Below are 26,997 nucleotides of genomic sequence, written 5' to 3' on the forward strand. Positions count from 1 at the left end.
GATATTCGCAACTCACAAGAGGAGCGCTCCAGATGAACACGGACACCATGCCGGCAACTCCATGCCAACCCACTCCCCACGCTGCCGACGAAGCGGCATGGGTCATCCCCGGATCGACCGCATACAGGCGCATCAGCGTCGCCCTGTTTCTGGCCGGTTTTGCGACGTTCTCGTTGCTCTATTGCGTGCAGCCCCTACTCCCGGTCTTTGCTCACGAATTCGGTATCGGCGCAGCCCAGAGTTCGCTCGCCCTGTCCTTGTCGACCGGATTCCTCGCATTCTCGATCCTGTGCGCAAGCGTGCTTTCCGAACGATTCGGACGGCGCGGGATGATGTTCACCTCGATGGCAATCGCGGCCGTTCTAAACCTGGCTGCCGCACTGGCGCCGGACTGGCATAGCTTTCTGATTGCCCGCGCACTGGAGGGATTGGGCCTCGGCGGCGTACCCGCCATCGCGATGGCCTACCTTGCCGAAGAAGTGCATCCGCGTGGCCTCGGTTTTTCGATGGGGCTGTATGTGGGCGGCACGGCCTTCGGCGGCATGGTCGGACGCGTCGGCATGAGCATCATGCTGGACCACTTCCCCTGGCGCACTACCATGTGGGCGCTAGGCGCACTCGACCTGGCGGTCGCCATTGCTTTCGTTTTGCTACTGCCCGCGTCGCGCAAACTTCTCAGGTCCAACGCCGGGCAGGCGGTCAATCACCTCGCCCTGTGGCGCGGGCACCTGTCCCAGACCAGGCTCAGCGCGGTGTTTGGGATTGGATGTCTCGTCATGGGTGTGTTCGTGGCGGTCTACAACTACGCGGGCTTTCGGCTCATGGCGCCGCCGTTTAGCCTGAGCGCAACCCAGACTGGCCTGATTTTCTGTTCATATGTGTTCGGGATCGTTGCTTCGTCCGCAGCCGGTGCATGCGCGGACCGCTTCGGTCGAGGCATGATTCTGTTTGCCGGCCTCGCCGTTGCGATAGCGGGTGTCACGCTCACGCTGTCTCACGCGCTCCCCCTGGTGGTCGCCGGCATCGTCGTTCTGACGATTGGCTTCTTTATCACGCACTCGGTCGCGAGCAGCTGGGTTGGCTTACTGGCGCAAGGGGCCAAGGGGCATGCGTCGTCGCTATACCTGCTCGCCTACTACGCCGGATCGAGCGTGCTTGGCTCGCTTGGAGGCTGGTTCTGGCAAAACGGCGGATGGACGAGCGTCGCCATGTTCTCCTACGTCTTGCTTGCAATGTGCGTAGTGCTAGCGATGCACACCGCGTCAATCACGCGCCGCGCGCCGACTCGGCAAAAGTCAGCGTAACCGCAAAACCGCCACCGGGCGCGTTGCCCGCGGCAAACGCGCCACCGTTGTAGCGCGCGAGCCGCCGCACGATCGCGAGGCCCAGCCCGCAATGCGCGTTGCCGCCACGTGCCGCGTCGAGCCGCACGAACGGCCGCAGTGCGCGTTCGAGCTGATCCGCGGGAATGCCCGCGCCGTGATCGCGAATCGTCAGCGAGTAACCGCCATGATGGGATGCTGTCGTGACTTCGACCGGTGCTTCGCCATAGGTGAGCGCGTTCTCGATCAGGTTCGCGAGGATGCGTTCGAGATCGACGAGCGGCAAGCTAAAACCGTCGCCGGCCTGCAGGTTCAGCATGACCAGCGCTTCGTCGGTGAGGCTGTCGCCATAGTGCCGCCGGCAGTGCGTGTCGACGGCGGTGCGCGGCGACGTATCGGCGGTATCGCGCGCGAAGTCGAGAAACTGCGTGACGATGCCCGACAGCGATTCGGCATCGCGCAGGAATCCGGCGCGATTGGCCTCGTCGGGCAGCAGATCCGCGCGCACCTGCATGCGCGTGATCGGCGCACGTAGATCGTGCGCGAGACCGGCCAGCATCACGGCGCGTTCCTGTTCGCTCTGCTCGAGTTCGTGAACCATGTCGTTGAAATCGCCGATCAGTTCCCGCACTTCGCGCGGGCCGCTCGTCTGCACGACGGGTGCGCGATGGCCGACACGAAACTCGCGCGCCGCGCGCGCAAGCTGGCGCAACGGTCGTTGCAGCCACCACGCACCGAGCACGGCGACCGCGATGGCCAGCACGAGCATCAAGGTCGACGCGCCGAGGTAGCGCCCGAGCGGCAGCATGATGTGATGCAACGCGATCCAGTCGCCGCCCGACGGAAAGCGGACCCACACGGTGCCGTCGTCGCCCGCACCGACGACGTGGCTACCCGGCGGCAAATGTCTGCGTAGATTGTTTTCGTAGGGGCCGTGCGTATCGGTGCACGGCGCGGGACATCCGTACGCAATCGCGTCGTGCGGGTCGACGTAGCTGAGATCGAGAATCCCGGAGACGGCCGGCGACGCTTCGTTGTGCTTCGTGCGCACCAGCATCGCGAGCGACAGCACCCGGCTCACCTGGCTCACGTCGAGCGAAGCGCGCTCGCGTTCGACCATCAGCGTCAACGTGAGATGGACGAGCACGATAAGGCTCACCGTCATCAACGCAAGACGGCCGAACAGTGTGTTAAAGGGATTCTTCATTGACGCTTTCGACCGGCACGAACATATAACCGATGCCGCGCAACGTCTGGATCAGACGCGGCTGCGACGGGTTGTCTTCGAGGAGACGCCGCAGCCGCCAGATCGGCACATCGATACCGCGTTCGGTCAGCTCCGCATACGGCCCATGCAGCATATCGAGCAGCTTCGCACGCGAGAGCGCCTCACGCGGATGCCGCACGAGCACTTCGAGCAGCGCATATTCGCTGCCGGTCAGCTTGACGGCCTTGCCGTCGCGAAAGAGCGTACGCACGCCGAAGTCGACGCGAAAGCGGCCAAAGCGCACCGGGTCGTTGCTCCCGGGCAAGCGCGGTTCGGGCTCGCGCCTTTGGCGCCGCAGCACGGCGTGAATCCGCGCGAGCAGTTCCTGCGGCATGAAGGGCTTGCCGAGATAATCGTCCGCACCGAGTTCGAGGCCGACCACCCGATCGATACCTTCCGCGCGCGCAGTCAGCATGATGACCGGGATCGTATCGCCGCCGGCACGGAGCTGTTTGAGCGCAGTGAGCCCGTCGACATTCGGCATCATCAGATCGAGCACGATGATAGACGGCCGTTCGCGTTCGAGCCGGCGCTGCAGATGCGCGCCGTCGTGCAGGACCGAGAATTCGATGCCGCGTTGCTGGAAAAAGGTTCTCAACAGGTCGCGTAATTCGGTGTCGTCGTCGACGAGCAGGACCTGGACAGGTGTGTCGGACATGATCGTGATGAAGGAGCGAGCTGTGTGTCCAGCGGGCTGCGCGGCGATGGTTTGCCGGCCCGGTATATGGACGGGGTCAATGAAGCATGGACTATAGCAATCTGTCCCTGCGGACGGGTTGCCGGTTGTTAGCGAATATTAACGTCCATTACAGACCGCCGCGCGCTTCGTTCCACTCCGCTCCGGTCCGGCCGGTGGACCTTGCCGAGGTTCAGACGTCCCGCCACTCGCGGAAAGTTGCCGCCTGACCGCGGTACACACCGTCGCCATCGATCAGATTCCAGACCGTCGCGTTCTCGATCCAGAAGCGCCGGCCCGACTTCGCGATGCGCAAGCCGCGATAGTCGCTGATGAAACCGCGCGTGCGCACCGATTCGAGCAGGCGTTCGCGTTCCTCGCGATTCGGTTGTTCCGCGGAAAGCCGCGAATGCAGCGTGGTCATCTCCGCCCAGTCGTATTCGAAGCAGCGTTGCGCGGCGCGGTTCGCATAGACGAACCGCGGGTCGGCCTCGGTGTTGTGCGCGACCACGCAGAACGGTGCGTCTTCGTAAAGCCAGCGTGCCGCGTCGGCGCGTGCGAGAGCGGGATCGAGCAACGGCGTGCCGACGCGGTCGAGGTAGCTGCCGGCTAGCAGCGCGCAAAAGTCGGCATCGAGAGCAAGCGCTGTCGTCATGGAACAAGGTTCGTCATCGGTCGGGATCGTCATGTTATCCGTAGATCGTCCGCGATGCTTTATAACGGCACTGTTATGCAGGCGATAACAAATCGAAATGTTTCCGCGAAAATTGGCTCGCGACCATGCCTGCAGACCACTCGTTCATCTATCGCAGCCTGCTCACGCACCCGGAGATTTCATGAAAGACCAGACGGCTCGCGTCTTCCGCCATCCGCTACGCATCGCGGCCACCCTCTTCGCCAGTCTCGTGTTACTCGGCACCGCCGCTACGTGCAGTGCCGCCGCCGCGACCAGCGAACCGCTCGGTATCGCCTTCGTCTATCTCGGCAACCCCGGCGACGCGGGCTGGACCTACGCGCACGAACAAGGCGTCAAGGCCATCGAAGCGAAGTTCGGCAGCAAGATCAAGGTGACGCGTGTCGAAGACGTGCCGGAATCGGCGGACTCGGAACGGGTCTTTCGCGACCTGGCGGCGAAGGGCAACAAGATCATCGTCGGTTCGAGCTTCGGCTTCCAGGACTTCGAACTGAAGGTCGCGAAGGACTACCCGGACATCGTCTTCGAACACGCGACCGGCTACAAGAAGGCCGCGAATTTCGCCACCTATGACGTGCGCACCTACCAGAGCGCGTATCTCGCGGGGGTGGTCGCGGGCTATACGACGAAGACCAACACGCTCGGCTTCGTCGGCTCGGTTCCGGTACCGGAGGTGGTGCGCAACATCAATGCGTTCACGATGGGTGCGCGCTCGGTCAACCCGAATGCGAAGGTGAAAGTGCTCTGGATCAACACATGGTTCGATCCGGGTCGCGAGAAACAGGCCGCGGAAACGCTGATCGGTGGAGGCGCGGATGTGCTGATCCAGAACACCGATTCGACGGCAACGATGCAGACCGCCGAGCAAAAGAAAGTGCACGCGTTCGGCTGGGATTCCAACATGAAGAAGTTCGGCCCGAACGCGCAACTGGGTGCGTGCGTGAGCAACTGGGGCGTCTACTACTCGCATCTGGTCGAGCAGGTGCAGGCCGGTACGTGGACCAACGCGCCGACCTGGTGGGGTTTGAAGGAAAAGGCGATCGATCTCGCCGACATCAATACGAACGCGGTTTCCGCCGTCGCGCAGAAAGCGGTCAACCAGAAACGCGACGACATCGTGGCCGGCCGGTTCGATCCGTTTGCGGGGCCGATCAAGGATCAGTCGGGTGCGATCAAGGTTGCGGCCGGCAAGTCGCTCAGCGATGCCGATTTGCTGCGGCTGAACTGGTTCGTCGAGGGTGTGGACGGTACCTTGCCGAAGTGATGTGATGTGATGTATCCCACCGGAGAGCGCATGTGATTACCGTTGCATCGGCACCATCCGCAGGCGAGTCGCCGTCGTGGCCGCCCCAGGGCCTCACGCCGACCCGCGAGCAACTGATCCGCCATCTGCGTCGTGCGTGCGTCGTCGCGGAGCGTGCCACGTTGCTCGGGCATCATCCGTTCGGCGCGCTACTCGTCGGGCCGGATCAGGAAACGGTGCTGATGGAGCAGGGCAACGTCGATACGGTCAACCACGCGGAATCGGTGCTGGCACGTGTCGCGGCAATGAACTACACGCCGCAGTATCTGTGGGGCTGCACGCTCTACACGACCGTCGAGCCCTGCTGTATGTGTGCCGGTACCGCGTACTGGGCGAACATCGGTCGTGTGGTATTCGGGATGACTGAAGAACGATTGCTCGAGGCGACCGGCGATCATCACGAGAACCCGACCATGAGTGTGTCATCGCGCTACGTGTTCGGGCATGGACAGAAGCCGGTCGAGCTGATCGGTCCGGTTGTGGAAATCGAAGATGAGGTGATGCGGGTACAGCGGGCGTTCTGGGCGGCGCGGGGGTGCTAACGATTCACCCTGACGTCAGGCTTCGGGATTAAGCCAGTCAACCAGACCTTCCCTTGAATTCACCTCGACAAACGACGGCAAAGCGCGCATCCGTTTGATGTAGGGCGCAAGGTGCGGCCAGGTCGTTGCCGGGGTCGGCATGTTACGGGACCAGCGCATCAACATCACGGCGAGCAGGTCAACCGTGCTGAGTTTTCCGCCCACCAGGTACGCGCGACCATCGGCCAGATGTCCATCTAGCCGCGCCCATCCGTCTTCGATCCGCCGACGCGCAAGCGCCCTGACCGCTTCGGCACCAGCGGGCTCGCCATCCTCGTCAGCGTAAAACCAGTCGCGCATGGCGGGTAGAAGCGTATTCGCGAGATAGATCATCAGTTGCAGCCACTCCGCGCGATCCGGCGATCCAGGCGCAGGTGCCAGACCCTTGTCGGGATGGCGCTCGGCCAGCAACATCAGCAGTGCGGCCGATTCATGACGCGGCACACCGTCGACGATCAGTGTAGGAACCCGGCCCGCTGGATTCAACCGCAGATATTCGGCGCTACGTTGAGCGCCGGTGTCGATGTCCGTAAGCCGTGCCTCGAACGCTACGTCCATTTCGATCAACATCCAATGGACCGCCATGCTTGCGCCACTCGGCGAATAGTAGAGTGTGTAGCTCACGGGCCGGCTCCTTGAATTCGATCTTGTTTAACGTCGAGGTGGCCGCCATTCTCTCCCAGATAGTTCACCGATGCAAAGCGATGCAAAGCGCGCCGCAAAGCCGCGCTCACGCCTTTCACTCCTGCGTCGCCGACGCAGCCCCCGATACCGGCACCGTGCCCCTTGCAGTGAGTTGCTCGTACACATCGTGCGAGAGTTCGCGCAGTTCCTTGCGATCGATCGCACCCGACACCGCATAGCCGAAGTCGCCGTCGATCCAGTAGAACACGTTCACCGGTCCGTCCTGGTACAGCTTGAACTCCGTCACGTCGCTACTCGTCTTGCGGTGCGAAATGCATAGCGTGATGCGTTCGCCGCGCGTGTTGTGATACATGAACTGCGCGACCGGACCGTCATTGCCGGGCAGCATGCGTCCGCCCATCAACTCGAAGCCGGTGCGCGTGAGGATCGGTGGACGCACGTCGGTGCCGAGCCGGCTCGATACCCACGTCACGAGTTCCTGTTCGCGGTCGGCGCCGACTTCGACGGGGCGCAGCACCTCGGGCGCATACATCACGTGAGCAATCGCGGACTGCCGCGCGAACGATTCGCCTTCTCCGCCCACCGCACTGACCAGATGCTCGTTCGCTCCCGTTGAACGCCCCGCCACCTGCATCTGGCGGCCCATATCGGTGCCGATCCCGATGCCGATACCGAGCACCAGCGCGGCCGCCATCCCCGCGAACTGCGGCCAGTTCGCGGCAATGCGCGAGCGTTTCTTTTCCGGCATCTGCAGACGCACAGGCACGGGCTCCGCGAGCACGCGGTCGTAGCGCTCATGGAACATGTTGTTCAAAGCGAAGTAGTCGCTGATGCGCGCGGCCAGTTCGTCGTTGCTCTCGAGCAGTGTGTCGATCTGCTCGCGACGATGCGCCGCCAGCGATCCGTCGACATACGCGTGCAGTTCTTCGTCGCTGATCGGGCTCGGTTGTTCGTTCATCGCACCACCTTCAGTTTCACGCCGGGCTGCGCGCCCGCCATCAAGGTCCGCAGCCGCTCGCGGCCGCGCGAGAGCCGCGACATCACGGTGCCGATCGGCACACCGAGCGCGAGCGCAACATCGGCGTAGCTCATCTCCTCGAGTCCCACCAGCAGCACGACCTCGCGTTGTTCGTCGGGCAGACGTTGCAGTGCGTAGTCGAGATCGCGGACTTCCAGCGACTGCGCCTGGTTGCCGGCCACGGCGAACTCGCCCTCGGGCACATCGTCGTCGACCGACAGATGCACGGCGCGCGAGCTCGCCTTGCGTACCTGGTTGACGAATACGTTGTGCATGATCGTGAAGAGCCATGCGCGCAGATCCGTGTCCTGCTGGAACTGCGCAGCGTTGCGCAGTGCGCGTTCGAGCGTGTCCTGGACGAGATCGTCGGCCAGTTCGCGATTGTTGATCAACGCGCGCGCGTAGCGTCGCAGACGCGGCACGTGATCCATCAGTCCGTCACGGACGTTCATCGCCCTTCCCTTTTCAGTGAGTCCGACTAACCGCAGGAACACCGATGGTCGGGGGTTCAAGCGTGTCGGGATAGCCTGTGAACACTACGCCATCCGGTTTATTCCTGCTGCGCGCTTTTTTCGCTCTTTGCCTTTGCCGATATCAACGCATCGTCATCAGATCCGCCGCGCGCATCAGGCCGCGCATCTGCGCGCGCCCGGCCAGCACGAACCGCGTATGCGCCGTTGTCCAGCCCAGCAGACGCACTTCACCGACCCGTCGTGCCTGCCATTGCGGCTGGGCCGGCGCCGTCCAGTCCCGCACCGACAGCAATACGGCAAAGTCGCCGGCTGAATTCCGGTAGATAAAACCATTGGCACGTGCAAATGGTCCGACCTGCGCCGTGCTGCGTTCGACCGGCTGCCAGCCGAGGCTCGACAGGTCCGGCGCAGTGGTATGCAGCAGGGGCGCAGCCGCAGCGGCTGGCACATTGGCCGGTTGCAGCACGTGCTCCAGCACCATCAGCGCACCCGCGTCGAGCACCGTGGCGGGTACCCGCGTCGCCCACACGCAGCCGCCTGCCGCGCACACCGCCAGCAGCAGTACCGCAACGATTGCGCGTAGGTGCTGACGCAGCCAGCCGGTGCAGCCGGCGACGATCAGCGAGAACGTCGCGAACGTCGCGAACGACGGCTGCGCCGCACCGCCATCGAGGTGCTCGAACGATTGCTGCATCTCCCGGTTCAACCGCTCGTAGAACCCCACCCGACGCGCTTCGTCGGGGCGCGTGCGCAGATAGCGCTGCACCTGTTCGTTACGCTCGGGCGAAAGACTGCCGTCGACGAAAGCCTGGACATCGGCTTCCGACAGCACGTCAGAGTCGGGAAAAGGAGTGGTTCGCATGTCCATGTGTGGATCGGGAAACTGCCATGACAGGGCGAACACGGTTGCGCCGGGTTTATTCCAGCGGCTTGACGATAAGTCGGGATGAGGTGGCGGACCGGGGTTCTGGGGGAGGCGGATGTGTCGAGCGGATCAAGCCGGTCGGGCGCAAGAGTTGCTGCACTGTCGAAAGCCCCAGCCTCAATGCACAAGGAGAACCACCATGAGCGAAACGAAGCCGCAAACGCCGGATTTGCAGCACCCGCAACCGGTCCACCATAGCGACAACGAAAAGAGCAAGCTGCCGGAGCGCGACGACGCCGCGCGCAAACAATCGCCAGCAGACAAGCCAGGCAAAAAGCCCGGCGAAGGTGAAACGCCAGTCGGTTGACGGAACGCCGCGCGGCGCGCGCTGTGCAACACGGCCGCAATACGCGCCACCTAACTGAGCGCGTCGATCCACTCCTTCGTGTCCGCCATCAACTGGTCGGATAGCGCCGGGTCGTCGACGATCCGGGCCAGCATCACCGCGCCGATCATCGCCGCCCAGGCGCCTGTGGCGGCCTGCCGCCGCTCGTCGTCGGTGTTCCCCGGTGCGCTCCGGCTGAACTTCTCGATCTGGTTGCGCACGCTAAGCGTGAGCGTATGGCGCGCCTCACCGGATGCACGCGCCGCTTCGGTTCCCAAGGTCGAAAACAGGCACGCGCCGCCCGGGTCGTCCCGATGGGCGGCGCGCAAATAAAACGCGGCAAATTCTTTCAGATCGTCGGGGAGTCGGGAGGCCGATCCGTCTGCGGGCGGCGTCAATACGTGCGCAAACGCCTGGGCGATCAGGTCGTCCTTGGACTCGAAATGCCCGTAGAACGCCCCATGCGTCAGACCGGCCGCCTTCATGACTTCGGCCACCGTCACGTCCTCGAAGCCGCGCTCGCGAAACATGCGCGAGGCCGCATCCAGAATGCGCTGGCGGTTCTCGGCCACCTGCTCCCGACTGATCTTCATCGCCCACCCCTTCAATTGATGCTTGACATTATACATTACGATCATCATGATTGTAATGCTGATGATCGTAATGATTAAGCGTGAATGGCCCTGCTGGCCATCGATACACACCCTTAGCTAACCCCCTTTCACTGGAATTTGTCATGACTCAACAGACCAAACCCACCGCGCTCGTCACAGGCGCATCTGCCGGCATCGGCGCTGTCTATGCCGACCGTCTGGCTCACCGCGGACACGACCTCGTGCTGGTTGCACGCGACGGCGCGCGCATGGAAGCTCTTGCGTCCCGTTTGCGCAAGGAAACCGGCGTAGGCATCGACATCATCGTCGCGGATCTGACGAAGCCCGCCGAGCGGGAAAAAGTCGAAGCGCGCCTGCGCGACGACTCCAACATCGGGCTGCTCGTCAACAACGCCGGCGCCGCGGCACCGGGTGGATTCGAAGGCTCCGACGTCGAAGCGCAGGATCGTCTGATCCAGCTCAACGTCACGGCCGTCACACGGCTCGCTGCCGCGGTGATTCCCCGCTTCATTGCGCGCGGCGAAGGTTCGATCGTGAACATCGCGTCGGTGGTGGCGCTCGCTCCCGAGTTTCCGCTCGGCATGTATGGCGCGACCAAGGCCTACGTACTGATGTATTCGCAGACGCTGCAGCAGGAGTTGGGCGGACGCGGGCTCTATGTGCAAGCCGTGCTGCCGGCCGCGACCCGCACCGAAATCTGGGAGCGTTCGGGTCGCGATGTCGACGCGATGCAGGGTGTGATGGAAGTAGGCGAACTCGTCGATGCGGCGCTCGTCGGCTTCGATCGTCGCGAAGCCGTGACGATTCCGTCGCTGCCCGACGTCAAGCAGTGGGAAGCGCTGGCGGCGGCGCGCGTAGCGATGGTGCCGAACTTCGCCCAGACGCATGCCGCGCAGCGCTATCAGCGGTGAAGTAACAGCGGTGCTTCTCGGACCGGTAACACCGCGTTGCCTCGCCGCCGCATAACAAGCCGGCGACGAGGCAACGACGCGATTCGACGACTCAGTGCGCGACCGTATCGCCGAGCACAATACCTTCGCGACGCGGATCGGTACCGCCCTGGAGCAGCGTCCCCGTGCCGCTCGTCACCACCAGCACCGTGTTGACGCCGCTTGCCTGCGCGGACGTCGACACCTGGTGACCGAGCGCCGTCAATCCGGCGATCAGCGGATCGTGCGCGCCGTTATCGGTGGCATTGATGTCCGGATGCTCGCCGCCTACCGTCGTCGTCGGACTGTTGCTCGCGCCAAAGTCGACGAGTCCCGCCGACTGCTGCGCATCGAGCCCCCAGTCCAGCGTCCCGACGAGCGTCTTCAAGACGTACTGCGGAATCGTGCCGCCACCGGGCGACCCGGTGGCGATCACGAAGTCACCCTTCGAACCATCGGCAGCCTGTTTGAACACGAGCGTGGGCGCCATCGAACTGCGCGGACGCTTGCCAGGCTGCAACCGGTTGGCGACCGGACTGCCGTTGCTGTCGGTAGGGTTTGCAGAGAAGTCCGTTAGCTGATTGTTCAGCAGGAACCCGTTGGTCATGTGGAACGAACCCATGCTCGATTCGACGGTGGTCGTTGCGGTCAGTACGTTGCCTTGACCATCGACGATCGTGAACTGGTTCGTCCCGTGCTCGATCAGCGTGCGGTCGACACCGAGCGCTATCGCGCCGAAATTGCCGGGCTGCGCGGTCCCCATGCTGTGTGCGGGGTCGATCAGCGCAGCGCGCGAGCGCAGGTACGGTTTGTTGAGTAGCGTGTCCCAGGTGCCGCCGGGCAGCGGCACGAAGTCGGTGTCGGCAACGTACATGTCGCGGTCGGCGTACGCGAGCCGCTCGGCTTCGGTAACGAGATGCACGCCCGCGACAGTCGGCTTGCCGCCTTCGAGATCGATCGTCGTGGGCTTCAGCGACTTGAGATCGAAGTTCTCGAGAATGCCGAGCGCGGACGCGACCGCGATCCCACCCGACGAAGGCGGCGGCATGCCGCAGACCCAATACGTCCGATAGGTCGTGCAGACTGGCTCGCGCCGCTTCGCCTGATACGCGGCGAGATCCGCGACGGTGGTCTTGCCCGGCGTGATCGCCGAGCCGTCCGCGCCGCGCGCGACAGCAATTTTCGCGACGATATCCTGCGCGATCGGTCCGGTGTACAGCGCGTTCGCACCGTTCTGCGCCAGCAGCGACAACGTGCGCGCATAGGCAGGATTCTTGAGCACGGTGCCGAGCACCTTCGGCGATCCGTCGGCGTTGAGGAAGTACGCAGCCGCATCGGGATCGCGCTTCAGGCTCGTCGCATTCGATGCAATCGCACTCGCCAGGCGCCCGCCGATCGGGAAGCCGTTCGTCGCGAGCGTAATCGCGTCGCCGAACAGGTCTTTCCATTGCAACTTGCCGTGGTCCTGCTGCAGCGCCTCGATGAGACGCGGCACACCGATCGTACCGATCGAGCGGCCGCTCGCGCGCGCGCTCGGCACCGGTAGCGAATGATCGGCAGCGTCGTCGACATAGCGCAGATAGTTCTCGGTGGCGGCGGCGGGCGCCGTTTCGCGTCCGTCGTAGGCCTGGACTGTCTTCTTGCCTGCGTCGTAATAGAGCAGCACGCCACCGGAGCCGAGACCGGTCGCCTCGGGCACGGTCAGCCCGAGCACGGCCTGGACTGCGACGGCCGCATCGGCAGCAGTGCCGCCCTGCTTCAGCACCTTGCAGCCGGCCGCGCTCGCATAGGCATTCGATGTCACGACCATGTAGGTCTTCGCGTAGACGGGCTTGAGACCGGTCCGGTAGCCGGAGGCCGCTTCCGGCAGCGACGGGTCGCCCGGCTGGTTCGAGCCGACCACGACGGCCGAGCCGCTGTTGTCGACGGCAAGACAGCTGACGTCTTTTACAGGCACGGAGCCCGCGTCGCTTCCGATGTCTCCTCCGCACGAGGTCAGCAGCATCGCCGCGAGCACCGCCGACAGGTACGGCCGGATTTTCTTGTTAGTCATTTCTTCTGGTTCGCCGATTGGGATGGATGGGTTCTTCACGAGCACCGCGCAATACCGATGCCCCCGGGCAATATTACAAACCGGGAAGGAATAGATGGTCTAGCGAAAGTTTTCTGTTTGCAATCGGAAATATCGACATGAGCCGCGCCGCGCAACCAGTCGAAACGACCTGCCGATTAATGGCGAATTATTTTTGTCTTTTTTTCGTCTACCTTGCTACGGGTGACAGAAGCGGTTCGCAGGACGGACCCATTACGCTCCCCCCAAGGATCGAGGCGAAGCCATGACGACCGAGCTGAAAGTTTCCATTTGCGTGCCGACGTATAACCGGCCTGAACTGATTTCGCAGTGCATCGATTCGTGCCTTGCACAGACGCATGCGAACATCGAGGTCGTCATCGGCGACGACTCGAAAGACGATCGCACCGAAGCGCTGATCGCAAACCGCTACGCGCACGATGCGCGCATCCGCTATCTGCGCAATACGCCGGGACTCGGCCAGGCGCGCAACGTCGCGAGCCTGTTTGCGCGTGCGACCGGCGACAAGATCCTGTTGATCCACGACGACGACTACCTTGTCGAGAACGGTGTCGAGCGTCTGCTCACACCGTGGCAGACCCATCCGCTTCTTGAAGTCGCGTTTGGTAACCAGTACGAAGTTGCCGTGGACGGCACAGTCGACAGTGCCGTCAGTGACAAGCTGAACGCCGATTTCCATCGCGTGAAGGAAGCCGCTGGCATCCAGCCGCTCGCCGGCAAGACCGGGCTGATCCAGATGTTTCCGAACAACGGGTGGCTCGCCAACGCAGATCTCGTGAAGCGAATCGGCTACAGCGAGCAGTACGGCATGTGCTGCGACTATGCGTTCGGCGTGGAGCTGTGCCTCGCCGCGCGGCAGGTCTACTACGTGCCCGAGTACGTGTCGTACTACCGCATAACCGCGGTATCGGTGTCGACGACTACGCGTGGTTCGACCACCTCGGCCTCCGTCAGCGCGTACGCGTTCCTCGACACGCTGACATTGCCCGCCGCACTTGAGCCGGCTCGCAAAACCGCGTTACGGCGGATCGTACCGATCGTCGTGTCGGTCTATGCGAAGAATGCCGCGCCGTGGCGCGGATTGCGCGTCGCCCTCACTCATCTCTACGCCTATCGCTATGGCTTGAGCGCGCGCTTCTACTATCACCTTGCGATGCTCGCGCGTGCGACTGTCGCGGCAAAACCCTAAAAACGTGGGGAGACCTGGGCGGCGCCCGGCGAGGTTGTGCCGGGCGCATCCGCCGCTATCCGGGTGTGCCGTCGCGTGCACCGGCGTTGCGTTCGGGCAGTATGTCGCCCCCAGCAATGCGTACGCCAGATGCCGCTACGCGCGTCGGCCGCGTGAGCCAGTACATCGCGAAACGATCGAGCGCCGTACACATCACCAGATAGATCAAACCGGCGAACAGGAAAATCTGCGCCGGGTACACCATCAGGCGGTTGCTGACCTGCGTAGCGACGAACGACAGTTCACCCACCCCGACGATATACGCGAGCGACGTATCCTTCACGAGCGACACCCACTGGTTCACGAACGACGGCGCCATGATGCGGATAGCCTGCGGCAGCAGCACATAGCGCAGCGCTTCGACACGCGTGAAACCGAGCGACAGCGCCGCTTGCCACTGCCCTTCGCCGACCGCGAGTATCCCCGCATGCACCGAATGCGCCAGATACGCCCCGCCGATCAGCGACAGCGCGCACACCACAGCGGCCAGCCCCGGCACGTCGACATGAAAGACGACCGGCAGAAGAAAGTATGTCCAGAAGATCAGCATCAACACGGGGATTGCGCGAAAGAAGCCAATCACCGCGAGCAGCGGAATGCGCAGCACGCGCCCTGCCAATGCCAGCGCGATACCGCCCACGAGACCGAGCAGCGCCGACGCGAACGCAGATGTCGCGGCCAGTACGAGCGTGAGCGCAGCGCCACCAAGCGGCCCGTCAGGAAACGCCCCGACCAGCAGGTACGGCAGATTCGTGGCGAACAACGACCATTGCATGTTCAACGCCTTCCGAACGAACCCAGCGAGCGGTCGCGCGCGTGCGCGACGACGTGCGACACCGACTCGATCGTCGCGACTGCGGCGATGTAGAGAATCGTTGCAATGCCGAACGCCGCAAACGTTTTGAACGTCTCGGTTTCGACCTGACGCGACGCATACGACAGCTCGGCAAGGCCGATCGCCATTGTCAGCGATGAGTTTTTCACGAGATTCATGTACTGGCCGAACAGCGGCGGCAACGCGATGCGCACGGCCTGCGGCAGCACGACATAGCGGAACGCCTGCAACGGCGACAAGCCGAGTGCTGCGGCGGCCTGATGCTGGGCCTCACGAACACCGCGCAGGCCCGCCTGGAATTCCTGTGCGATAAACGCAGCGGTATAGCAGCTCAGCCCGACCCAACCCGCAACAAATTCAAACGACGGCCAGCGCAACGCAAACGCCGCGAGGTGTACGACGTGCTGCGAGTTGAGCCATTGCATCACCGCATCGGGCAACAACGTCGCTACACCGAAATACCAGTACAGCAGTTGCACGAGCAGCGGCGTATTGCGAAACGCCACCACGTACACACCGACCGCACGCCGCACCGCGCTGTAGCGCGACTGACGTACAAGCGCCAGCGCGAAACCCGCAGCCGTCGCGGTGACGGCTGCGCACAACGCGAGCCCAACGGTCACGCCGAAGCCCTGCCACAGCCACATCAGATACTTCGGAGCGAGCCATGCCTGCATCGTCGGATCCAGCTCAGGTCTTGTCGCCGATCTTGAAGATGCGCGCGAGCGGTGTCTTCGTTTGCGGACCGAACCAGCGGTTGTAGATCTTCGCCGCCGAGCCGTCGGCTTCGAGGCCCTTCAGCGTGTCGTTGACGAACGCAGTCAGACGCGTCTCGCCCTTCGGAATACCGACGCCCATGTAGTCGTTCGAGATCGTGAACGCAGGGATTTCGTAGTTCTGCTTGTCCGGCACGTTGGCGAGCAGGCCGACCAGCTTCGGACCATCCTGCGTGATGGCCTGGACGTTGCCTGCGCGCAGCGCCGCGAACGCGAACGGCGTGTCGTCGTAAGCGACGATGGTTGCCTGCGGGAACTTCTCGCGCAGCGTGATCTCGTTGGTCGTGCCTTTATCGGCGCCGACGCGCAGACCGTTAATCTGGTCGGCAGATTTCAGCACGCCTTTCTTCGCGAGAAACTGCTGGCCCGACGAGAAGTACGGAATGCTGAAATCGACCTGCTTCGCGCGTTCGTCGGTGATCGTGAAGTTCGCGAGCACGAGGTCGACTTTCTTCGACGCGAGGAACGGAATGCGGTTGGCCGGATTGGTCGGTTGCAGTTCGAGCTTCACACCGAGCTTGTCGGCGATCGCCTTCGCATAGTCGACATCGAGACCGACGATATGGTTGCTTGCCGGATCGACAAAACCGAACGGCGGATTGCTGTCGAACGTGGCGACACGCAATACACCGGCTTTCTTGATGTCGTCGAGGCGATCGGCGTGTGCGACGCCCGACACCACAACCATCAACCCCATCAGGCATGTAGCGAGAGCTTTGAATTTCATTTTTATGAACCTTCTTGTTCGAGAGACGTTATCTGTTTGCTGCCCCGTGTGCACCGCTTGTGACGATGCACGGGCGGCTACGATAACAGTCGCGCGCGCGGCGCAGAACCAAGCATTGGTCCTGTAAAAAGCGGGTTTTCTGCTAAAGCGCGAGTTCACGCGCCCGCGTGTGAACGGCGCGCTTCGGCATGTGGCCACGCCAGTTCGATGAACACGGCGCACAGCGCTTCCATGCCTCGCGCGTCGTCTTCGTCGAAACGGTTCAGCACCGGACTATCGACATCCCACACGCCGACGAGCGTACCGTCAGCAGCAACCAGCGGCACCACGACTTCCGATTCCGAAGCAGCGTCGCACGCGATGTGTCCGGGAAACGCGTGCACGTCACGCACCAGTTGCGTCGTGCGACTCTGCGCGGCGGTGCCGCACACGCCGCGGCCGAGCGCGATCCGCACGCAGGCCGGTTTGCCCTGGAACGGACCGACCACCAGTTCATGGCCGTCATGGAAATAGAAACCGGCCCAGTTCAGATCGGGCAGCGAATGAAACACCAGCGCTGAAAAATTCGCGGCGTTGGCGATCAGATCGTGCTCGTCGGCGAGCAGCGAACGCGCTTGCGCGACGAGCTCGGCGTAGTGAGCGGGTTTGGGCTGCGATGAGGCTGGGGTCTGGAGCGCGAACATGATGGGGCGATCGAGGTGACGAAGAGAGATGGAAGGATAGCGCGTTAAGCGCGAACGCATCGGTGGGCGGCTTGCGGGCTTCGAGCGAGATCCCGAGACTCATGTTCATGCATCTGCGCGAGCTTCATAGAACAGTTCCGTCGACAACTCCAAGCAAACCTTTCATTTGCATACGTGGATTTCTCGTTTGGGCGCACGCTTGCCGGCCGCTACGATGGCGCTCATCCGGTGCTGCGATCCAGCGCCGCATCGCGAGGAATACCGCCATGTCCGAGAGTGCCTGTTTCACACCACGTGTCGTCGAACCCGTGGTCGACAATCAACCCGAGGGCCTCGGGCTCGCCGTCGAACTGTGGCTGCTGCGCCCCGTCGATGGTCTGGAAGGCCACGCGCTGCGCATCCATCTGCGCAGCAACGCGCGCATGCCACAGGCAGAGGCACTGCGCGATCTGCTGCACGAACTTGCGACCGACATCGTCGTTGCATGACGCATTGATCGCCGCAGCGCTACACCCTTAGAACGGTTCGTCGCCCTCGATCGTCGTGCGATACATCTTGCGACGCAGATGATCGGGCGTGCCGGCAGCCAGATGCATCAACGAGCGGTTGTCCCAGAAGACCATATCGTGTTCGGCCCAGACGTGCCGGTACAGATGCTCTTCGCGCACGCTGTGTGCGAAGAGCTCGGCGAGCAGTGCGGCGCTTTCGTCTTCGGGCAGATCGACGATACGTGTCGTGAAGTGCTCGCTGACGAAGAGCGCCTTGCGGCCGGTTTCCGGATGCGTCCGCACGACAGGATGCACCACCGGCTTGACCTGCGCGACCTGTTCCGCGGACAGGTTCGGCCGCCACGGGCTGCGTTGCTGCAACTCGGCGTACTTCGCGAGATAGGTGTGTTCGGCGCGTCGACCTTCCACGGCGCTGCGCAGATGCGCGGGCAGCGTGTCCCACGCCAGGTGCATGTTGGCGAACAGCGTATCGCCGCCCTCTGCCGGCAGTTCCTGCGCATGCAGCAGCGAACCGAGGCTCGGTTTTTCCTTGTACGACAGGTCCGAATGCCAGAAGTAGCCGGCGTCGCCGAGTCCGATCGGTTTGCCGTTCTCGACGACGTTCGAGACCACCAGCACCTCGGGATGCCCCGCTAACTGGAACTGATGCAGCACGTGGATCTGTAGCGGGCCGAAGCGTCGGCTGAAAGCGATCTGCTGATCGGGCGTGATGCGCTGGTCGCGAAACACCAGCACGTGGTGATCGAGATGCGCGCGATGGATGCGCATGAAATCGGCCGCGCTGAGCGGCTGGTTCAGATCGAGTCCCAACACTTCGGCACCGAGCGGGCCGTCGAAGGCACGGATCTCGATCGGCGACGGTTCGTTGGTATGAAGCGATGGGCCAGTGGTTGTAGCAAAAGAAGGAGCGGTCGTCACGAGGGTTTCCGGTCGGGTCGGTGAGCCGGCTTGGCGTCGCGTCCAGGTGGAGTCGACATCGCGCGCATGGCCCATTGAACTACAAAATGCGCAGTGCCGCTTTGCGGCAAGTTCCCGAATCTACCGCTCGGCTTGAGCGTCGGCAACCAAGCAAATCGGATACGTTTATCTGCTGAAATGATAAACCCGCTGCTGGACCGGATGCAGCGCCGCTGCACCTGAGCCGTTCGTGAACGCTACTAGAAACGAAAACGGCGGCCCGGAACACCCAGGCCGCCGTCTGCAAGCAATGACTGCTTGCGAAATGCTTACGGTTCGTGCCGCAGATACCCTTCCTTCGACGGATCGCGCATGCGCAGCGACACGAGCCCGGAGATCGCGCACAGCGCGGTGACGTACCAGTAAAACATCGGCTCGCTGCCGGCCTGCTTCAGCCACAGCGCGACATATTCCGCCGAACCGCCGAACACCGCATTGGCCACCGCATACGAGAGCCCGACGCCGAGCGCACGCACTTCCGGCGGAAACATTTCAGCCTTGATCAACCCACTGATCGACGTATAGAAGCTGACGATCGCGAGCGCGATCACGACCAGTCCGAACGCCATATATGGATTCGTGACGTCCTTCAGCGCATGCAGCAGCGGCACGGTCCCGACCGTTGCGAAGAAGCCGAAGAACAGCATCGACTGGCGCCGGCCGATGCGATCCGACAGCGCACCGAACAGCGGTTGCATCAGCATGTAGACAAACAACGCACCGGTCATCACGTTACTGGCCGTCTTCGCGTGCATGCCGGCCGTGTTGACGAGGTACTTCTGCATATACGTCGTGAACGTGTAGAAAATCAGCGAGCCGCCGGCCGTGAAGCCGACCACCGTGAGAAACGCCTTCCGGTGGATCCACAGGCCGCGCAGCGTGCCTGCTTCCTTGCGCTGACGCGTCGCTTCGGTCGTGGTTTCCTCGAGCGATTTACGCAGATAGAGCGCGACCAGCGCCGCGACCGCACCGACGACGAACGGGATGCGCCAGCCCCACGCCTTCAGTTCTTCGGTGCTCAGCGACTGTTGCAGGATCACGAGCACGAGCAACGCGCACAACTGGCCGCCGATCAGCGTCACGTACTGGAACGACGCGAAGAAACCGCGCCGCCCCTTCAGCGCGACCTCGCTCATATAGGTCGCGCTCGTGCCGTACTCGCCGCCCACCGACAACCCCTGGAACAGCCGCGCCACCAGCAGCAGCGCTGGCGCGAGCGCGCCGATCTGCGCGTAGGTGGGCAGCACCGCGATCACCAGCGAGCCGCCGCACATCATGAACACCGACACCATCATCGCGGTCCGGCGGCCGCGCTTGTCGGCAAGGCGCCCGAAGAACCACCCGCCGATCGGGCGCATCAGGAAACCGGCCGCGAAGACGCCGGCGGTGTTCAGTAGCTGGGTCGTCGTATTGCCGCTCGGAAAGAATGCCGGCGCGAAATACAGCGCGCAAAACGAGTACACGTAGAAGTCGAACCACTCCACGAGGTTGCCCGACGACGCGCCGACGATCGCAAAGATGCGTCGCCGGGTGTCGTGCGCGGAGAAGACGGTTTGGTCGGTTGGGTCGGTCTGGACGGTCATGCTGATGTGTTCCCTTGAACTGGAGCGGAAGACAGCGGTCGTATCGCCGCTTTGGCGGGCATGAAGCCACGCGCGTTGAATTTTACAGACCTGAAAGGTTTGAGGGATCGGTATGTTACCGGATAGCGGCACAACACTGGCTGTGATCCGGCGAGAGCGCAGGACAGCGCGAATCGTGGCCGTGGCCGCGCGTGGCGGGCGCCGTATAAAAAAACCAGCCCGAAGGCTGGTTCGATTATCTGCACGAGCTAGCGGAACGCTAGACCCGGATGCTCGGCGGCACATACCGGCAGTCGTAGCGCTTTCTCACCGTCCCGTTCTCATCGACGCTTTCAAGAAACACATCGAACTGCCACAGCCGCGCCATGTGCTTGAGCACTTCTTCGCTGTCGCCGGACAGGTGCCGGTTGTCGCTCATGAAATGACGCAGCGTGAGGCTACGGTCGCCGCGTGTATTCACCGACCACACCTGGATGTTCGGCTCGCGATGATGCATGTCGTACTGCCTCGACAACGCCTGGCGAACGTACTGGTAACCGTTGTCATCGTGAATCGCCGACACTTCGAGCGCATCGCGCATATCGTCGTCGAGCACCGAGAAAAGGCGCATCTCGCGGATCAGGTGTGGCGACAGATACTGCGCGACGAAACTCTCGTCCTTGAAGTTGCGCATCGCGTAGTGCATGGCCGGCAACCACGGGCTACCGGCCAGTTCGGGAAACCACTTGCGGTCTTCATCGGTTGGGTTTTCGCAGATGCGCCGGATGTCGCTCATCATCGAAAAGCCGAGCGCATACGGATTGATCCCGCTGTAATACGGTTTCGTGACCGGCGGCTGATAGACGACGTTGCTGTGCGAATGGAGAAACTCCATCATGAAACCATCTTCGAGCTTGCCCTGGTTATAGAGTGTGTTGAGCAACGTGTAATGCCAGAACGTCGCCCAGCCTTCGTTCATGACCTGGGTTTGCCGCTGCGGATAGAAATACTGCCCCACCTTGCGAACGATGCGGATTACCTCGCGTTCCCACGGTTCGAGCAGCGGCGCGTTCTTCTCCGCGAAATACAGCAGGTTCTCCTGCGGTTCGGGCGGATAGCGCTCTTCGGTTTCTTCGGGCAGCGGCGTGTGCGTGGCCGGCAACGTGCGCCACAGTTCGTTGACCTGCGACTGCAGATACGCTTCGCGCTCGCGCCGCGCTTCCGACTCCTTGACGAGCGACAACTTCTGCGGCCGCTTGTAGCGATCGACGCCATAGTTCATCAGCGCATGGCACGAGTCGAGCAGTTCCTCGACGCGGTCGAGACCAAAGCGCTCCTCGCACTCCGCAATGTAGTTCTTCGCGTAGACCAGGTAATCGATGATCGCGTGCGCATCGGTCCACAGCTTGAACAGGTAGTTGCCCTTGAAGAACGAGTTGTGCCCGTAAGCCGCATGCGCGATGACGAGCGCCTGCATCGTCATCGTGTTCTCTTCCATCAGATACGCGATACACGGATTCGAGTTGATGACGATCTCGTACGCGAGCCCCATCTGGCCGCGGCGGTAGCTTTTTTCGGTGGAAAGGAAGTGCTTGCCGAACGACCAGTGCCGGTAGTTGACCGGCATGCCAACGGACGCGTAGGCGTCCATCATCTGTTCGGCGCTGATGAGTTCCAGCTGGATCGGGTAGACGTCCAGTTCATATTGCTCCGCAACATGAGCAATATGGGTGTCGTATTCCTCGATCAGCTCGAAGGTCCAGTCGGACGGGCACGGCAGAGGCCGTCTATCAGCTACGTTCATACGGACTTCCCTTTGCCCGTCGCCGGGCATCGCGGTGGGCTGTCTGCTTGACCCTTCAGTGGACCCTTCTACGGGCCCTTCGGCGGCGGCCCCGGCCTGCGCTGGCTCCGGCTTACTCTTGCTACGCTCCGGCTGATAGCCGCGCGCTTCGTTGTGCAGATGCTTGCTGGTCATGAAGTCGCAACCTGCTTCTCGAACAGTTCCCGGAACACCGGGTAGATATCCGCAGCCGTTTCGACCTTCTTCATCGCCATCTGCGGCGCCGTCAGCGCCAGTTGCGCATATTCGAGCCACAGGTTCTGCTCTTCGGGCGTCACCTGAATATACGCAAAATAGCGCACCTTCGTCAGGATGTCATCTTCGAGGATCTTGCGGCATTTCGGCGAGTCGTCGGTCCAGTTGTCGCCGTCCGACGCCTGCGCGCCGTAAATATTCCACTCGCTCGGTGAATAGCGCTCGTTCATCACCTTCTTCATCAACTCGAGCGCGCTCGATACCACCGTGCCGCCACTCTCGGTCGAATGGAAGAACGTGTCTTCGTCGACTTCTTCCGCACGCGTGTGATGGCGGATGAAGACCACCTCGATCTTCTCGTAATTGCGCTTGAGGAACAGGTACAGCAGGATGAAAAAGCGCTTGGACAGATCCTTGCGCTGCTCGTCCATGGAACCGGATACATCCATCAGGCAGAACATCACCGCCTGGCTCGACGGCTGCGGCTGCTTGACGCGGTTCACGTAGCGCAGATCGAACGGATCGATAAACGGAATGCGCCAGATGCGGCCGCGCAGACGATGGATTTCCTCTTCGAGCAACTTGATTTCGTCGCGACGGTCGGCCGGATCGGCCTTCATCGCTTCAAGCTTCTCTTCGAGTGCATGGAGTTCGTTGACGAGCGGCGCGCCGAGCGCGATGCGCCGGCCGAGTGCGCTTCTCAAAGAGCGTACGACGTCGATGTTGTTCGGCGTACCTTCGGCAGCCCAGCCCGCGCGGATGCTCTTCCAGGTCGGCACGGCGAGCAGATGGGTTTTCACGAGCCGCGGCAGCTCGAGGTCGTCGAAGAAGTACTGCATGAATTCTTCGCGGCTCAGTTCGAATACGAAGTCGTCCTGCCCTTCGCCTTCGTTGCTGGCGCTGTTGCCACCGCCCCCGCCTCCGCCGCCAGGCGGCCGCGGAATCTTGTCGCCGCGGATATAGTCCGCGTTGCCCGGATGCACCATCTCGCGCTTGCCACCGGGACCATGACGGAATGACGGCTCCGCGATGTCCTTACGCGGAATCGTGATGCTCTGGGTGTTCTGTATGTCCTTGATGCTGCGATCGCGCACCGCTTCCGATACGGCACGCCGAATGTAGTTCTTTACGCGCCGCAGAAAGCGTTCGCGGTTTGCAATGCTCTTGTTCTTACCTGCCAGCCTGCGGTCGATGATTTGATGAAGCACATCCAGTCTCCCATCCCATGCAGAGCTGTCGATCGGAGTGTGTGCAGCTCATTTGCAGCTCACTCACTTCGACCCCATGCAGCTGCGCTAATTTCGGGCGCGCGAGACACAAGTGGCCATGCTCATTCATGTCCACACCGCTTGCGCCTCGCCGGGTGCCTGCGCGGTGTCGCCGCGCAGGCGGAACGCAAACCATCTCATGACGACTTGCGCACGCGCAGATACCAGTCACACAGCAGTCGCACCTGCTTCGGCGTGTAGCCCTTGGCGACCATCCGGTTGACGAAGTCTTCGTGCTTGCGCTGTTCCTCCGCCGACCCTTTCGCATTGAACGAGATAACCGGCAGAAGTTCTTCCGTATTCGAGAACATCTTCTTCTCGATTACGACACGCAACTTCTCGTAGCTGATCCACGCCGGGTTCTTGCCTGCGTTGCCGGCGCGCGCACGCAGCACGAAGTTGACGATCTCGTTGCGGAAGTCCTTCGGGTTGCTGATGCCCGCGGGCTTTTCGATCTTCTCGAGTTCGGCGTTCAACGCCGCACGGTCGAAGCTCTCGCCGGTGTCGTGATCGCGGAACTCCTGATCCTGGATCCAGAAGTCCGCGTACGTCACATAGCGATCGAAGATGTTTTGCCCGTACTCCGAATACGACTCCAGGTACGCGGTCTGAATCTCCTTGCCGATGAATTCCGCGTAGCGCGAGGCAAGCACGTCCTTGATGAAGGACAGATACTTCTGCTCGGTTTCTGGTGGGAACTGCTCGCGTTCGATCTGCTGTTCGAGCACATACATCAGGTGCACCGGGTTCGCAGCGACTTCCGTCGAGTCGAAGTTGAACACGCGCGACAGGATCTTGAACGCGAAACGCGTCGACACACCTGTCATGCCCTCATCAACGCCACCAAAGTCGCGATACTCCTGATACGACTTCGCCTTCGGATCGGTGTCTTTGAGGTTTTCGCCGTCGTACACCTGCATCTTCGAAAAGAGGCTCGAATTTTCGGGCTCCTGCAAACGCGTGAGCACCGACATCTGCGCCATCATCTTTAACGTTCCCGGCGCGCACACCGCGTTGGACAGCGACGAGTTGCGGATCAGCTTCTCGTAGATCTTGATCTCTTCCGAATAGCGCAGGCAGTACGGCACTTTCACGACGAAGATCCGGTCGAGCAGCGCCTCATTATTGCGGTTATTGCGGAAAGCCTTCCACTCAGACTCGTTCGAGTGCGCAAGAATGACGCCGTCGAACGGAATCGCACCGAACCCTTCCGTGCCCTTGAAGTTGCCTTCCTGGGTCGCCGTGAGCAACGGATGCAGCACCTTGATCGGCGCCTTGAACATTTCGACGAACTCGAGCAACCCCTGATTCGCGAGGCACAGGCCACCGGAGTAGCTGTATGCGTCGGCGTCGTCCTGCGCATACTGTTCGAGCTTGCGGATATCGACCTTACCGACCAGCGACGAAATGTCCTGGTTGTTTTCATCCCCCGGTTCGGTCTTCGCAATACCGATTTGCCGCAGGATGGAGGGATAGCGACGCACCACGCTGAACTTGCGGATGTCGCCGTTGTACTCGTGCAGACGCTTCACCGCCCACGGGCTCAAAATGCTTTTCAGGTAGCGGCGTGGAATACCGTATTGTTCTTCGAGGATTGGACCGTCTTCGTCGTAGTCGAACAGCCCGAGCGGCGATTCGTTGACGGGCGAGCCCTTGATTGCATAGAGCGGCACGCGTTCCATCAACTGCTTCAAACGCTCGGCAATCGACGACTTGCCGCCGCCCACCGGACCGAGCAGATAGAGGATCTGCTTCTTTTCTTCGAGCCCTTGCGCCGAGTGCCGGAAATAAGCCACGACCTGCTCGATCACTTCTTCCATTCCGTAGAACTCACGGAACGCGGGGTATACCTTGATCACCTTGTTCGCGAAGATACGCGACAGACGCGTGTCGTTGCGAGTATCGATCTGTTCCGGTTCCCCGATTGCCGTCAACATGCGTTCGCCCGCAGTGGCGTACGCGGCGGGATTGTCTTTGCAGAGCGCGAGATACTCTTCAAGCGAGAGTTCATCTTCTCGCGTTTTCTCGAAGCGGCTCGCGAAACTGCTGTAGATATCCATGCTACCTCCTCGCCGAAGTCTGGATCGATGTCGTGCGCGGCGCGCTAATCGGAAACGACATCGCTCGAATTCATCCTAAACCCTTTCTAATTTTTTTTCACGAACTACGTTATGAAAATCGTGCCATCGCATGTTCGTAACATCCCTCTCTTGGAAACGCAGATTCGGTCACATACAATCTTCCCTCCAGACCGCAAAAAATTGCACCGATAACAACGGTCCTCGCTGCTGTCGCACACGGACGTCCTCTGTACTGGAATACGAGGCAACTGTCGCGCGTTGTAACACCTGCGGTGTAACACGCGCTGTGTAACACGATATGCATGCGCACTGCTTCCTTGTTCCTCAACGCGCAGCCACGCGCTTTGGACTACACCGCAACCATCGGTTACAAACAAACGTTAAATCGGCTGCAACATGTGCCCGCCGCGCGCGCTCCTGACGTTCGTCCGTGCGTTTCGCATTTCGTTCCGTGTGGCGCTGTGCGCGGCATACGTGGCGTATGCGTGAATACCCGCGCAGACCCTATGGTCTGAAGCGGATATCAGGATGAAGGATGATCGGCGGTGGGTGCGACGCGCGCGTGGCCCGCAGTAGAAGGCAATCGCGCGGTCGAAGATGCGCAAGCTGACGCACCACAGATACATGTGCAACACAAACAGAGCGCATGAGTGCGCCCGAAACTACGTCAGCTCGACTTCCACTTCGCCAAGCCCGTCGATATGACCGTGCACGATGCCCCGCTGCCCGATCGGATGCGCACCGACATACGAGCCGGTCGTGATGGTCCATCCAGGTTCGATCGCAATACCCATCGCCGCGCAATGGTTGACGAACCAGACCAGTAGCTCACGTGGGTCGCCGGCTGGATTGCCCGGCGCATCGGGCGCGAGCGAGGTGCCGTCGAAGGTCAGTTCGAGTTGCGGCGAGACGAAGTCGAACTGCCGCGCAAAACCCGCATACGGCACCGGGTGACCGGTAATCAATGCACCGTTGTTCTGCGCATCGGCCAGTTGTGCGAGTGGCGCGATGTCCGGCCATTCGGCGAAGCGGCTGTCGACGATCTCGATAGCCGGCAACACCGTGCCGACCCGGGCCAGCACTTCGTCGCGCGCATAGGCTTCGCCGCGGGGCGCGATCGGTTCGGCGAAGCGAAAAGCGATCTCGAGTTCCACCAGCACGCGGAAAAATCCGTCGTAGCCGGCTTGCGCGGGCGATTCGAGTACGAGTGGCGCCGGAATCGGCGCCCCGTTTGCCGCACCGCCCGGCGAGCGCGCACCGATTTTCCACGCGCCCGTCGACGTGCCGAGCCCAGCGAGCACCGCCTGCTGGATCGCATAGGCCGTCGCAGCGTCGGGCGGCAGGCTGGCTGGCCGCAACACGTCGATCAGCCGATGCTGGCGGCGGGCCTCCACGAGGCGGAGCGCAAGGTCTTGATGCGTCATGTCGGTCCTTTAAGCGGGCGTGCGGGCGCAGGGTCAAGAAGGCAT

Annotated in this window: 26 protein-coding genes; 7 read left to right on the forward strand and 19 right to left on the reverse strand. The window is 62.1% G+C overall.

The annotated features are described in order from the left end of the window. Window positions 1-32: 32 nt before the first annotated feature. The gene (locus M0D65_RS10570) at window positions 33-1,304 is read left to right on the forward strand and encodes an MFS transporter (protein ID WP_266252630.1); all 1,272 of its coding nucleotides are present in this window, start codon (window positions 33-35) and stop codon (window positions 1,302-1,304) included. Here the strand turns inward: M0D65_RS10570 and M0D65_RS10575 are convergent. From M0D65_RS10575 to M0D65_RS10585, 3 genes are all read right to left on the reverse strand, one after another. Further along, window positions 1,267-2,529: an ATP-binding protein gene (locus tag M0D65_RS10575; protein ID WP_091013312.1), complete on the reverse strand. Its 1,263-nt coding sequence runs from the start codon at window positions 2,527-2,529 to the stop codon at window positions 1,267-1,269. The genes M0D65_RS10570 and M0D65_RS10575 overlap by 38 nt on opposite strands. Then, on the reverse strand, window positions 2,513-3,247 hold the full coding sequence (locus tag M0D65_RS10580) for a response regulator (RefSeq protein WP_266252631.1): 735 nt from the start codon (window positions 3,245-3,247) through the stop codon (window positions 2,513-2,515). The genes M0D65_RS10575 and M0D65_RS10580 overlap by 17 nt, the downstream gene beginning before the upstream one ends. A 211-nt stretch (window positions 3,248-3,458) precedes the next feature. Further along, window positions 3,459-3,920: an MEKHLA domain-containing protein gene (locus M0D65_RS10585; protein ID WP_266252632.1), complete on the reverse strand. Its 462-nt coding sequence runs from the start codon at window positions 3,918-3,920 to the stop codon at window positions 3,459-3,461. A 181-nt stretch (window positions 3,921-4,101) separates the two neighbouring features. Between M0D65_RS10585 and M0D65_RS10590 the strand changes: the two genes are divergently transcribed. Continuing rightward, the gene (locus M0D65_RS10590; RefSeq protein ID WP_266252633.1) at window positions 4,102-5,223 is read left to right on the forward strand and encodes a BMP family ABC transporter substrate-binding protein; all 1,122 of its coding nucleotides are present in this window, start codon (window positions 4,102-4,104) and stop codon (window positions 5,221-5,223) included. A 32-nt stretch (window positions 5,224-5,255) separates the two neighbouring features. Then, complete coding sequence (locus M0D65_RS10595) at window positions 5,256-5,804, forward strand: nucleoside deaminase (protein WP_266252634.1); 549 nt, start codon at window positions 5,256-5,258, stop codon at window positions 5,802-5,804. A 15-nt stretch (window positions 5,805-5,819) separates the two neighbouring features. Here M0D65_RS10595 and M0D65_RS10600 read toward each other — a convergent pair whose 3' ends face one another. From M0D65_RS10600 to M0D65_RS10615, 4 genes are all read right to left on the reverse strand, one after another. Next, window positions 5,820-6,467: a glutathione S-transferase family protein gene (locus M0D65_RS10600; RefSeq protein WP_266252635.1), complete on the reverse strand. Its 648-nt coding sequence runs from the start codon at window positions 6,465-6,467 to the stop codon at window positions 5,820-5,822. Window positions 6,468-6,582: 115 nt separating this feature from the next. Then, window positions 6,583-7,446: an anti-sigma factor gene (locus M0D65_RS10605; RefSeq protein WP_266252636.1), complete on the reverse strand. Its 864-nt coding sequence runs from the start codon at window positions 7,444-7,446 to the stop codon at window positions 6,583-6,585. Continuing rightward, window positions 7,443-7,958 (reverse strand): RNA polymerase sigma factor, encoded by a 516-nt coding sequence (locus M0D65_RS10610; RefSeq protein ID WP_266252637.1) that lies wholly within the window; start codon window positions 7,956-7,958, stop codon window positions 7,443-7,445. Before M0D65_RS10610 ends, M0D65_RS10605 begins: the two co-directional genes overlap by 4 nt. Window positions 7,959-8,100: 142 nt before the next feature. Beyond that, window positions 8,101-8,847, reverse strand: a complete 747-nt coding sequence (locus M0D65_RS10615; RefSeq protein ID WP_091013349.1) for an anti-sigma factor — start codon at window positions 8,845-8,847, stop codon at window positions 8,101-8,103. A gap of 196 nt (window positions 8,848-9,043) precedes the next feature. On the opposite strand from M0D65_RS10615, the gene M0D65_RS10620 reads away from it, so the two are divergent. Then, window positions 9,044-9,211, forward strand: a complete 168-nt coding sequence (locus tag M0D65_RS10620; RefSeq protein WP_170275829.1) for a hypothetical protein — start codon at window positions 9,044-9,046, stop codon at window positions 9,209-9,211. A gap of 50 nt (window positions 9,212-9,261) precedes the next feature. Here M0D65_RS10620 and M0D65_RS10625 read toward each other — a convergent pair whose 3' ends face one another. Beyond that, window positions 9,262-9,870 carry a TetR/AcrR family transcriptional regulator gene (locus tag M0D65_RS10625; RefSeq protein WP_266252638.1) on the reverse strand — a complete coding sequence of 203 codons (609 nt, stop codon included), beginning with the start codon at window positions 9,868-9,870 and terminating at the stop codon, window positions 9,262-9,264. 95 nt (window positions 9,871-9,965) lie between these two features. Between M0D65_RS10625 and M0D65_RS10630 the strand changes: the two genes are divergently transcribed. After that, window positions 9,966-10,754 (forward strand): SDR family oxidoreductase, encoded by a 789-nt coding sequence (locus M0D65_RS10630; RefSeq protein ID WP_266252639.1) that lies wholly within the window; start codon window positions 9,966-9,968, stop codon window positions 10,752-10,754. Between the two features lie 91 nt (window positions 10,755-10,845). Here the strand turns inward: M0D65_RS10630 and M0D65_RS10635 are convergent, their stop codons facing one another. After that, window positions 10,846-12,825 (reverse strand): gamma-glutamyltransferase family protein, encoded by a 1,980-nt coding sequence (locus tag M0D65_RS10635; protein ID WP_266252640.1) that lies wholly within the window; start codon window positions 12,823-12,825, stop codon window positions 10,846-10,848. Window positions 12,826-13,108: 283 nt separating this feature from the next. Between M0D65_RS10635 and M0D65_RS10640 the strand changes: the two genes are divergently transcribed. Beyond that, window positions 13,109-14,053 carry a glycosyltransferase gene (locus tag M0D65_RS10640; protein WP_266252641.1) on the forward strand — a complete coding sequence of 315 codons (945 nt, stop codon included), beginning with the start codon at window positions 13,109-13,111 and terminating at the stop codon, window positions 14,051-14,053. 55 nt (window positions 14,054-14,108) lie between these two features. On the opposite strand, the gene M0D65_RS10645 is transcribed toward M0D65_RS10640, so the two are convergent. From M0D65_RS10645 to M0D65_RS10660, 4 genes are all read right to left on the reverse strand, one after another. Next, complete coding sequence (locus tag M0D65_RS10645; protein ID WP_266252642.1) at window positions 14,109-14,867, reverse strand: amino acid ABC transporter permease; 759 nt, start codon at window positions 14,865-14,867, stop codon at window positions 14,109-14,111. Window positions 14,868-14,869: 2 nt separating this feature from the next. Beyond that, window positions 14,870-15,604 (reverse strand): amino acid ABC transporter permease, encoded by a 735-nt coding sequence (locus M0D65_RS10650; RefSeq protein ID WP_266252643.1) that lies wholly within the window; start codon window positions 15,602-15,604, stop codon window positions 14,870-14,872. A gap of 13 nt (window positions 15,605-15,617) precedes the next feature. Further along, window positions 15,618-16,430: an ABC transporter substrate-binding protein gene (locus M0D65_RS10655; RefSeq protein WP_266252644.1), complete on the reverse strand. Its 813-nt coding sequence runs from the start codon at window positions 16,428-16,430 to the stop codon at window positions 15,618-15,620. Between the two features lie 155 nt (window positions 16,431-16,585). Beyond that, window positions 16,586-17,113: a GAF domain-containing protein gene (locus M0D65_RS10660; RefSeq protein ID WP_266252645.1), complete on the reverse strand. Its 528-nt coding sequence runs from the start codon at window positions 17,111-17,113 to the stop codon at window positions 16,586-16,588. A gap of 266 nt (window positions 17,114-17,379) precedes the next feature. Here M0D65_RS10660 and M0D65_RS10665 point away from each other — a divergent pair, with 266 nt between their 5' ends. Further along, complete coding sequence (locus tag M0D65_RS10665) at window positions 17,380-17,601, forward strand: hypothetical protein (RefSeq protein ID WP_091013382.1); 222 nt, start codon at window positions 17,380-17,382, stop codon at window positions 17,599-17,601. Between the two features lie 27 nt (window positions 17,602-17,628). On the opposite strand, the gene M0D65_RS10670 is transcribed toward M0D65_RS10665, so the two are convergent. The 6 genes from M0D65_RS10670 to M0D65_RS10695 all read right to left on the reverse strand — a co-directional run bounded on the left by M0D65_RS10670 (window position 17,629) and on the right by M0D65_RS10695 (window position 26,952). Then, complete coding sequence (locus tag M0D65_RS10670) at window positions 17,629-18,474, reverse strand: TauD/TfdA family dioxygenase (protein ID WP_266252949.1); 846 nt, start codon at window positions 18,472-18,474, stop codon at window positions 17,629-17,631. A 374-nt stretch (window positions 18,475-18,848) separates the two neighbouring features. Then, a complete protein-coding gene (locus M0D65_RS10675; protein ID WP_266252646.1) occupies window positions 18,849-20,162 on the reverse strand; it encodes an MFS family transporter in 1,314 nt (437 codons plus the stop codon). A 259-nt stretch (window positions 20,163-20,421) separates the two neighbouring features. Continuing rightward, window positions 20,422-22,119, reverse strand: coding sequence for a SpoVR family protein (locus M0D65_RS10680; protein WP_266252647.1), 1,698 nt, complete (start codon window positions 22,117-22,119; stop codon window positions 20,422-20,424). Further along, a complete protein-coding gene (locus M0D65_RS10685) occupies window positions 22,116-23,387 on the reverse strand; it encodes a YeaH/YhbH family protein (protein WP_091013389.1) in 1,272 nt (423 codons plus the stop codon). The genes M0D65_RS10680 and M0D65_RS10685 overlap by 4 nt, the downstream gene beginning before the upstream one ends. 197 nt (window positions 23,388-23,584) lie before the next feature. Continuing rightward, complete coding sequence (locus tag M0D65_RS10690; RefSeq protein WP_091013392.1) at window positions 23,585-25,507, reverse strand: PrkA family serine protein kinase; 1,923 nt, start codon at window positions 25,505-25,507, stop codon at window positions 23,585-23,587. A 683-nt stretch (window positions 25,508-26,190) separates the two neighbouring features. After that, complete coding sequence (locus M0D65_RS10695; protein ID WP_091013400.1) at window positions 26,191-26,952, reverse strand: 2-keto-4-pentenoate hydratase; 762 nt, start codon at window positions 26,950-26,952, stop codon at window positions 26,191-26,193. Window positions 26,953-26,997: the final 45 nt, after the last annotated feature.

The organism is Paraburkholderia sp. CHISQ3, from assembly GCF_030464945.1.
GTDB lineage: Bacteria > Pseudomonadota > Gammaproteobacteria > Burkholderiales > Burkholderiaceae > Paraburkholderia > Paraburkholderia megapolitana.

Excerpts from the sequence above, each read along its gene's own strand:
- M0D65_RS10570 (WP_266252630.1), top strand. The coding sequence starts at position 33 with ATGAACACGGACACCATGCCGGCAACTCCATGCCAACCCACTCCCCAC.
- M0D65_RS10575 (WP_091013312.1), bottom strand. The coding sequence starts at position 2,529 with ATGAAGAATCCCTTTAACACACTGTTCGGCCGTCTTGCGTTGATGACG.
- M0D65_RS10580 (WP_266252631.1), bottom strand. The coding sequence starts at position 3,247 with ATGTCCGACACACCTGTCCAGGTCCTGCTCGTCGACGACGACACCGAA.
- M0D65_RS10585 (WP_266252632.1), bottom strand. The coding sequence starts at position 3,920 with ATGACGACAGCGCTTGCTCTCGATGCCGACTTTTGCGCGCTGCTAGCC.
- M0D65_RS10590 (WP_266252633.1), top strand. The coding sequence starts at position 4,102 with ATGAAAGACCAGACGGCTCGCGTCTTCCGCCATCCGCTACGCATCGCG.
- M0D65_RS10605 (WP_266252636.1), bottom strand. The coding sequence starts at position 7,446 with ATGAACGAACAACCGAGCCCGATCAGCGACGAAGAACTGCACGCGTAT.
- M0D65_RS10610 (WP_266252637.1), bottom strand. The coding sequence starts at position 7,958 with ATGAACGTCCGTGACGGACTGATGGATCACGTGCCGCGTCTGCGACGC.
- M0D65_RS10615 (WP_091013349.1), bottom strand. The coding sequence starts at position 8,847 with ATGGACATGCGAACCACTCCTTTTCCCGACTCTGACGTGCTGTCGGAA.
- M0D65_RS10620 (WP_170275829.1), top strand. The coding sequence starts at position 9,044 with ATGAGCGAAACGAAGCCGCAAACGCCGGATTTGCAGCACCCGCAACCG.
- M0D65_RS10625 (WP_266252638.1), bottom strand. The coding sequence starts at position 9,870 with ATGATGATCGTAATGTATAATGTCAAGCATCAATTGAAGGGGTGGGCG.
- M0D65_RS10630 (WP_266252639.1), top strand. The coding sequence starts at position 9,966 with ATGACTCAACAGACCAAACCCACCGCGCTCGTCACAGGCGCATCTGCC.
- M0D65_RS10635 (WP_266252640.1), bottom strand. The coding sequence starts at position 12,825 with ATGACTAACAAGAAAATCCGGCCGTACCTGTCGGCGGTGCTCGCGGCG.
- M0D65_RS10640 (WP_266252641.1), top strand. The coding sequence starts at position 13,109 with ATGACGACCGAGCTGAAAGTTTCCATTTGCGTGCCGACGTATAACCGG.
- M0D65_RS10645 (WP_266252642.1), bottom strand. The coding sequence starts at position 14,867 with ATGCAATGGTCGTTGTTCGCCACGAATCTGCCGTACCTGCTGGTCGGG.
- M0D65_RS10650 (WP_266252643.1), bottom strand. The coding sequence starts at position 15,604 with ATGCAGGCATGGCTCGCTCCGAAGTATCTGATGTGGCTGTGGCAGGGC.
- M0D65_RS10655 (WP_266252644.1), bottom strand. The coding sequence starts at position 16,430 with ATGAAATTCAAAGCTCTCGCTACATGCCTGATGGGGTTGATGGTTGTG.
- M0D65_RS10660 (WP_266252645.1), bottom strand. The coding sequence starts at position 17,113 with ATGTTCGCGCTCCAGACCCCAGCCTCATCGCAGCCCAAACCCGCTCAC.
- M0D65_RS10665 (WP_091013382.1), top strand. The coding sequence starts at position 17,380 with ATGTCCGAGAGTGCCTGTTTCACACCACGTGTCGTCGAACCCGTGGTC.
- M0D65_RS10675 (WP_266252646.1), bottom strand. The coding sequence starts at position 20,162 with ATGACCGTCCAGACCGACCCAACCGACCAAACCGTCTTCTCCGCGCAC.
- M0D65_RS10680 (WP_266252647.1), bottom strand. The coding sequence starts at position 22,119 with ATGACCAGCAAGCATCTGCACAACGAAGCGCGCGGCTATCAGCCGGAG.
- M0D65_RS10690 (WP_091013392.1), bottom strand. The coding sequence starts at position 25,507 with ATGGATATCTACAGCAGTTTCGCGAGCCGCTTCGAGAAAACGCGAGAA.
- M0D65_RS10695 (WP_091013400.1), bottom strand. The coding sequence starts at position 26,952 with ATGACGCATCAAGACCTTGCGCTCCGCCTCGTGGAGGCCCGCCGCCAG.